Source organism: Paenibacillus sp. 1-18, from assembly GCF_000520755.1.
Taxonomy (GTDB): Bacteria; Bacillota; Bacilli; order Paenibacillales; family Paenibacillaceae; genus Paenibacillus; species Paenibacillus brasilensis.
Map to the genome: position 1 here is coordinate 61,624 of NZ_ASSB01000359.1, position 8,190 is coordinate 69,813.

Below are 8,190 nucleotides of genomic sequence, written 5' to 3' on the forward strand. Positions count from 1 at the left end.
CTGGGATTTTTCTGTTTTTATCGTTGTATTCTCATACATCATATATCCAATTTTGAAATAGCGACTTTGGTCGAACGCGATGAACCGGCATGGAAAGATCTCATCCTGTGGGACATATGAATCATTTTTTATGATTGAAAATAGTTAAAAAAACGTCATTTAAAAGTTACAAAAATGTAATTTTATCATTAGCTAAACGAATTGTTAGCGTTCTCTTTTTGTGAAAACGAATGAGGGTCCTAGTGCTTCATTTCCAGAAACTTTCAATGAAATTTTCTAAAATGTATGGTAGGGTGGTGTACGTGTCACTTGAGCCATTTCGGCTTTTGCTGACTTGCTTGCTAATCCCGTGGCTCTTGATTCTTGTCGGAGCTCGCAGGATCGAGAGCCTTTGCAAGCCTGTGAAAGTGAATAGGCGCATTCACTTCATGACCAAACATCAAGGAGGACTTACAAACGCGAAAGTGAAATCAACATGGCTGTTCCGTATGGTGATGATGACAGTTATTGCGGCTGTTGTGATCGGACCAATGAATATTGCAGGAGCGGCAGGCAGCCGGACAGATCGGCCCTGGATGAACACATCCCTCTCGGCAGAGAAACGGACGGCGCTACTGTTATAGGAAATGACACTGGAAGAGAAAATAGATTTGGTGACTGGCAAGGTCAACAATTATTATGGATTTTACAATGATCCGATTGAGCGTCTGGGTATCCCGGCGTTAACGATGGCAGACGGCCCTGCGGGTGTGCGTATCGCCAATCCGGATGTACAGGACAAGCAATCGACCGCGCTGCCTGCTCCCATTGCGTTGGCTGCAACGTGGGATACCCAAGCTGCCAAACAGTACGGTGATCTGATCGGAGACGAGGCTTATCATACAACTCACAATGTTGCCCTTGGACCGGGGATGGATATTGCCCGTATTCCATGGGGATCGCGAAACTTTGAATCTATGGGTGAGGACCCGTTGCTGCAATCGCAAATGGCGACCGCTTATGTCAAAGGCATACAAAGCCACCCTGTTTTTTGGCGACTGCGAAGCATTACCTTATGAATAATCAGGAAACGGAGCGCTTCACGACGAACGTAAAAGTCAGTGACCGTGCTTTGCATGAAATTTACATACGCCCGTTTCAGGAGGCCATCGCCAAAGCTGATTTGGGAGGGGCTATGTGCTCCTTTAACAAGATTAACGGCGAGTCTGCTTGTGAGAACAAAACGCTTTTGACGGACCTCTTGAAGAAGGAGATGCAATTCAAAGGCTTCGTGATGAGTGATTACGGTGCGAACCTGAGTACAGTCGAATCGGCAAATAGCGGCTTGGATCTGGAAACACCGGGGACACCTTTTGGTAAATGGGGAGATCAGCTGCTGGCTGCTGTCAAAAATGGCAAGGTAAGTGAAAAAACGATTGATGATAAGGCTGAGCGCATTCTGGTACAAATGTTCAGCAAAGGGTTGTTTGATCACCCGGTTCAAAATAAGCAGATTGATGCTCGTGAACACGGCAAGACAGCCCGCCAATTGGCAGAGGAAAGTATGGTCTTGCTTCAGAATAAAAACAATGCATTACCGTTGTCTAAAGATAAACTCAAGTCCATTGCTGTGATTGGTCCTGATGCGGATAACGGCACTGTAGCAGGCGGAGGCAGCTCGTTGGTGAGTCCGACATATACCGTGAGTCCGTTGGAGGGCATCCGTAACGTGTCGGCAAAGGAGCTACCGTCCAATACGCGCCGGGCACAGACCCGATTTCTGCGGGAGACATTATGCCAGGACCATCGGCTGTTCCGTCTTCATTGTTAACTACATCCGATGAGAAAGAGGATACCAGTGTTGGATATGCTACTTATGGAGATGGTGAACAGGGGCTGCGAGGCGAATACTGGAAGAATAACAAGATGGAAGGCAATCCGATTCTTGTACGTAATGATGGCCAGGTCGACATGAATCTTGGATTTTATAATTATCAGGGCTTTAATGCGAAGTCTCCTAAAATTCCGAATACGCCAACGACACTGAACGGCTTGATATCTGCGCGCTGGACAGGTGCAATTGCAGCTCCCAAGGACGGTGACTATGCGTTGTCCTTAACCAGTCTGGGGGCAAGCAAGCTGTATCTCGACGACAAGCTATTCGTGGATAATCAAGGTACCAAGCTGGAAACGACGAAGAAAAATATCTCGCTAAAAGCGGGTGAAAAGCACAAAATACGTATTGAATATCGTGCCGATTATCCGACAAACGGCCGTGATTCAGGCGGTATGGTTCGTCTGGGCTGGGAGCCTCCGGCAGATACTTCGGACAAGCTGATTGACAATGCTGTCAAGCTGGCGAAAAAGTCGGATGTCGCGATCGTTGTCACACGTACGTATGAGAGCGAGGGCTATGTGGAGCGTTCCGATATGGAGCTGCCGAATAATCAGGATCGTCTGATCCGTGCGGTTGCTGCCGCAAACCCGAAAACCATTGTCGTACAAATGAGTGGCAGAGCCGTCCAAATGGATACCTGGCAGGACAAAGTCCCTGCCATTGTACAAGCATGGTTTGCAGGACAAGAGCAAGGAAATGCCATAGCACGTGTCCTGTTTGGGGATGTAAATCCTTCCGGCAAGCTGCCGGTAACCTTCCCGGTTAACGAGCAGTCTACACCGGTATCCTCACCGGAGAAGTTTCCGGGTGTGAACGGAATAGGTGACTATTCAGACGGTATTTTTGTAGGCTACCGTGGGTATGAGAAATCGGGTATCCAACCGGCGTTCTCCTTTGGACACGGTTTATCCTACACGACATTCGGATATAGCGATCTGAAGGTAAAACAGCACGCGAGCGGAAATAAATCCAGTCGTACGAGCACCTTCGAGGTTTCGCTAAAATTGAAAAACACCGGGAAAGTTGCCGGAGCAGAAGTTGTACAGGTGTACAGCGGCAAGCTTCCGACAAACGTAGAGACACCATCCCGTCAACTGGCAGGTTGGTCTAAGGTTGAACTGAAACCGGATCAGGAGAAGAAGGTTCGCATTGAGCTGGACCCGAAGGCTTTCTCTTACTGGGATGAAAAGTCCAAAGCGTGGGTTATGCCATCCGGTGAAGTGCCGATTTATGTGGGCAGTTCCTCTCAGGATATACGATTGACAGGAAGTGTGACGATTCCGGCAATTTCCAAAGGAAAGGCAGCGAAGTAATCCCGTTACATTTGTCTTAAAGTGGTTATATTCAAGAGAGCGCGGGCACAAGCACCGGCTCTCTTTTTTGCCATAGGTATGCAATATCCAATAGGTATGCAAAGGGAAAGCCGAGTGAAAGCTGAAATTGAAGAAAGGATGAGAACGAGCTGAGTATCGAGAAAGGAGGGCACTAGATGAAGAAACTCCAAAAGCAACGACGCTCTAACCTCTGGCTGCTCGTAGCTGCAGCTGCAATTTTGGTCTTTGCTGTTCTGGTCAGTGTGGCTATACAGAATGTTCCGAAGCAGGAAGCTGAGCATGATGTCAGCATGTGGCTAACAACACCGGACCCGGCGAATCGCCTAACGCAACAAGCCCCCATCCATTGGGAAAATGACAATGGTAAGGAAAGTAAAGAAAAAGCATCGAATTCGGATACACTGACGGTGGAGGTGAAGCCGGATATTCGTTACCAACAGATGGAAGGGTTTGGCGCAGCGGTGTCCGGATCGTCTGCTTACCTGATGAACCATGGCATGTCTGCAAATCAGCGTGATCAGTTGTTAAATGATTTGTTTACCGCCAGTGGCATTCAACTGAGCTATATTCGCCATACCATTGGGGCATCTGATTATTCGGTGAATGAACAGGGGCAGCCTGGCAGCTATACCTATGATGATGTGACAACAGGCAAGGACTATGAGTTGAAGCACTTCTCCATTGCCAAGGATCGGGATGTGGTTGATGTGCTGCAGCAAATCCTGAGAAGAAACCAGAATCTGAGGATTATGGGGACGCCATGGACTGCCCCGCCCTGGATGAAATACGGGGAGCAGATATATAATGGCTGGTATTTGGATTATACCGATCCACGTGTCTACTCGGCGTATGCTGACTATTTTGTACGTTATATAAAGGCTTATGCAAACGAGGGGATTCCAATTCAGGCGATCTCCATTCAAAATGAACCGGAATTTACTACGTCCAAGTATCCCAGCATGAGTATGGGAGCAGCAGAGCAGGCGAAATTTATCAAGCAATACCTGGGCCCTGCCTTAAGTCAAAATCATTTGTCCACCCAAATTATTGCCTTTGACCATAATTGGGATACAGGGAGCAGTTATGCCAAGACTGTACTTGGCGATGAGCAGGCCCGAAGTTATACGCGCGGTACGGCTTTTCATTGCTACAAAGGGGAGCCCACAGCGATGACAGATGTGCATCAGGCTTTTCCAGATAAGCCTGTTTTCATGACAGAATGCAGCGGAGGAGCGTGGAGTTCAGGGTTTGGGGATAATTTGAGCTGGGATATGTCCAAGCTTATCATTGGTGCACCTCGAAACTGGGCACAAAACGTGCTTTTCTGGAATATTGCACTTGACCCGTCCGGTGGCCCAACCAATGGTGGCTGCACCAACTGTCGAGGTGTAGTGACCATCGACCCGTTAAGCGGAGCCGTTACGAAAAATGTGGAATACTATGCGATAGGTCATGCCAGTAAATTCGTCCGTCCGGGTGCGATACGCATTGATTCTACACATTATAGCGGAAGTATCGAAACGGTCGCTTACCGTAATCCCGATGGTACGCTTGTTCTGATTGCTGCCAATACAGGAGCGAACAAAAAGACCTTTAAGGTTCGGCAGGGAAGCAACGTTTTCACAGCTGTACTTCCATCCAAGTCTGCGGCTACCTTTCAATGGAATCCTGCGGCTTCATGATATGGCTTCACAATAACGTTTATAGAAGATTTTAGAGCGTTTGGTCCAATGGGCTGAGCGCTCTTTTTTCATTTGCTGCAACGTCCATACTACAAAAAAATAAAATTTTAACATTGTTCAGAATTGGTTCAGAGGCGGGTGATAAGATCTTTTCACTAATAAAAAGAATGAACCGTTTACGGGGGAGAGTCTGATGAATCAACAAACAAATAAAGAATGGCACAAAGTGCTGATGGTGACATTGCTGGCGGGCATGGCATGGGGACCACAGCTTGCTCATGCGGACGTAGCAGGGGAAACATCAACGGTAGTAACCAAAGCTAATACAGTAGCTTTTACAGATCAATCCAGTATGTCATCCCAGGCGCTCCAGGCGGTACAGGAGGCTGTGAAGCAAGGACTGATTACCGGCTATCCAGACGGTTCTTTCCGCCCGGATCAACCATTGACGCGCAAGGAAATGGCAGCTTTGCTGGCTAATGCGCTTAAGCTCGACATAACAGAGAAAACAGTAACGTTTAAGGATACGCAGGGTAGCTGGGCGGCTTCTTATATCGAAGCGGTACGTGCAGCAGGTTTAATGAACGGGGATGAATCTGGCTCCTTCCGTCCGGATGCTCCGGTGAGCCGCGAGGAATTGGCAGCGATTCTGGTAAGAGCCGTTGGAGGAACTCAGGTTCAAGGCGGTGATGTTCAGGACATTTCCGATGGAGAACAGGTGAGCGCATGGGCCAAAAGCAATGTAGAAGCAGCTCTCAAGCTGGGGTTGATGGATACATCCAATCATCGGTTTGATTCTAAAGTACAGGTAAAGCGCCAAGATATCGCGGCCTTTCTGGTAAATGTGTTCCAATCCGGTGAGCGGACAGGAATCCTTTCTCGGATTGACGGAGATATTGCCTACATGGATGGAAAGCCATATTTGATCGGCAAGCAATTGAAGCAACTGTTCGGAGCGGATAATACAGCGGCGCTTCAAGGGGCTACCCTGACCTATCAGGCGGCAAACCGGAATGTAGCTGATCTGTCGGCGCTCCAAATTGTGCAAAGCGGCACAGCTGAACATCCGGTGACCTTGTATGGCAAAGGAACAGATTTTAAAGGCAAGTTAGCTATTGCAGCGGATTATGTGCATATTCAAGGCGATATGTTACCTCAGGTAACGTTGATGCAGGGTGCCAAAAATGTAGAGATTCATGCAGACGTAAACGAAATGATTGTAGATACGCATGAGCCAGTACAGATTCAGGGGAGTGGAGTATGGCAGCAGCTTAAATTGAATTTTGCCGATACACAGGTGCGTCTCGCCAATGGTATTCAGACAGTACAGACCCGCCTTGCGGATCGGGGAACAGAGACACAAATTATACGTGATACCACATTGGATACTTCCCCGGATTCATCTTCAACAAGCACGAAAAAGAGTTCATCCGGCGGCGGTGGCGGTTCTACAACAAATCCAACGCCGACACCTAATCATGCACCTGTCTCAGCCATAGTTCCTGCCGATCAGTCTGCTATTTTGGACTCCGGGGATACACTGGTGGATTTGAAAAATGTGTTTTTTGATGCGGATCAGGACGAGCTGGCGTATCATGCGGTCACTTCGGATGTATACGTAGCAGAAGCAGAAGTAGCTAGTAAACAGCTTGCGTTAAAGCCTAAATCGGCGGGAAGCACGCAGGTGTTTGTTACGGCAGAGGATGGGAAAGGCGGCAAAGCGAGCGTATTTTTCACATATACAGTAACCAGCTCTACTTACGAGGTGGACGTTAATCACAGTCCTGTCGCAAGCAGAAGCCTAAATGATGTTTCTTTGCTTTTAAATGAAGGCGGCCAGCAGCTCAGTCTGTCTGATTTGTTTAACGATGAGGATGGCGATGCGTTGACCTACACGGTGGAATCAGCTTCGCCAGAAGTGGCTACAGGAAAAGTTACAGGCGATCAGCTTATGCTTACACCACTTCAAACCGGCATGAGCCTGATGACGATAACAGCGCATGACGGTAAAGGCGGCACGACATCACTTCAGTTTGTTGTTATCGTGAATCCGCCTTTGCCTGATCCGCAGCCTGTGAATCACATGCCTGTCGCTTTGCCTCATATACCTTTCATAATTGCCAATGTACTGCAAGACAAGCTGATGCTCTATCCAGGCACGTTATTCATGGATGAGGATGGCGATACATTGACGTATACCATCACTTCCTCCAATCCCCAGGTAGGCAGTGTGGTGGAGAATGGAGAAGGATCATTTGTAGCGCTGCATAGTACGGGGGCGACGACAATTGAAATTACGGCAAACGATGGTCATGGAGGCGTATCCTCCACTTCATATATGTTACAAGTCGTAGGCCCTCTACCTGATAATCATACTCCAGTGGTAGCCAATGCACCTGCACCTCAATTTATGGACCCGGGGGATGGTCAGCAGACATTACAGATGGATACTATATTCTCGGATGCCGATGGAGACCCGCTGACCTATAGCGTAGTATCTTCTGATCCATCAGTTGCAGTAGTGCAGGTACAAGGGAGTGCTCTCTTCGTTCAACCCTTAAATAACGGTACGGCGTTGCTTACGCTCACGGCAAATGACGGCCGTGGGGGAACAGTGTCCTTCCTGCTTCCAGTGATCGTGGAGAAAAAAGATTTGTTTATATCCGAAGTCGTATGGCAGGGGGAACCGGATTACCTGGATCAGGCGATTGAATTGTACAATCCTACCAACAGGCCTATGGAAAAAAGTAGAATTCGGATTGAGCGATCCGATCAACCAGAGCAGATTATCATCAATGCCAATGACGGAGATGTGATCATGCCTGGACAAACATTTGTGATTGCGAATGACCTCAGTTCGTACGAATCAGCGGACTGGTATTATACCTTCCTGCAGTTACAACATAATCCGGAGCCCGTTACGCTTAAACTGTATTACGATAATATGCTCATGGACATTGCAACAATTAGTCAAGGACAAGCTCTTGGAAGGAACAGCGGTACGATCATTGGCAATGCGGATCAATATCAAGCAGGCGAATGGATTATCGAGGGAACGAGCAACTCCCCTGTCAATTTAGGCGACTATTTAGGGCGATTACACCCTTAAAATGGGTGTGCTCTAGAAACAATCATCACTTATATGACATTGTAACTTTTACATTTTATTGATTGGGGAGAGTCGCACCATGAGAAATAAACAATTAACCGCCCAGCTTGCAGCTGCTTTACTGCTGCTGACCCCTGCTGTTCCAGTCGGGGCAGCGCAAGCGGCAGTGTCTTCGGCTGATGCAGCCTC

The 8,190-nt window shown here is 48.0% G+C and carries 2 protein-coding genes and 1 pseudogene; all 3 read left to right on the forward strand.

The genetic code is table 11. The features are described from left to right. Positions 1–428 precede the first annotated feature (428 nt). The 3 genes and pseudogenes from L693_RS32200 to L693_RS0124365 all read left to right on the forward strand — a co-directional run bounded on the left by L693_RS32200 (position 429) and on the right by L693_RS0124365 (position 8,001). Positions 429–3,189, forward strand: a pseudogene (locus L693_RS32200) (glycoside hydrolase family 3 C-terminal domain-containing protein). A 176-nt stretch (positions 3,190–3,365) separates the two neighbouring features. Continuing rightward, the gene (locus L693_RS0124360) at positions 3,366–4,892 is read left to right on the forward strand and encodes a glycoside hydrolase family 30 protein (protein ID WP_025720739.1); all 1,527 of its coding nucleotides are present in this window, start codon (positions 3,366–3,368) and stop codon (positions 4,890–4,892) included. Positions 4,893–5,085: 193 nt separating this feature from the next. Beyond that, positions 5,086–8,001 (forward strand): S-layer homology domain-containing protein, encoded by a 2,916-nt coding sequence (locus tag L693_RS0124365; RefSeq protein ID WP_025720741.1) that lies wholly within the window; start codon positions 5,086–5,088, stop codon positions 7,999–8,001. Positions 8,002–8,190 lie beyond the last annotated feature (189 nt).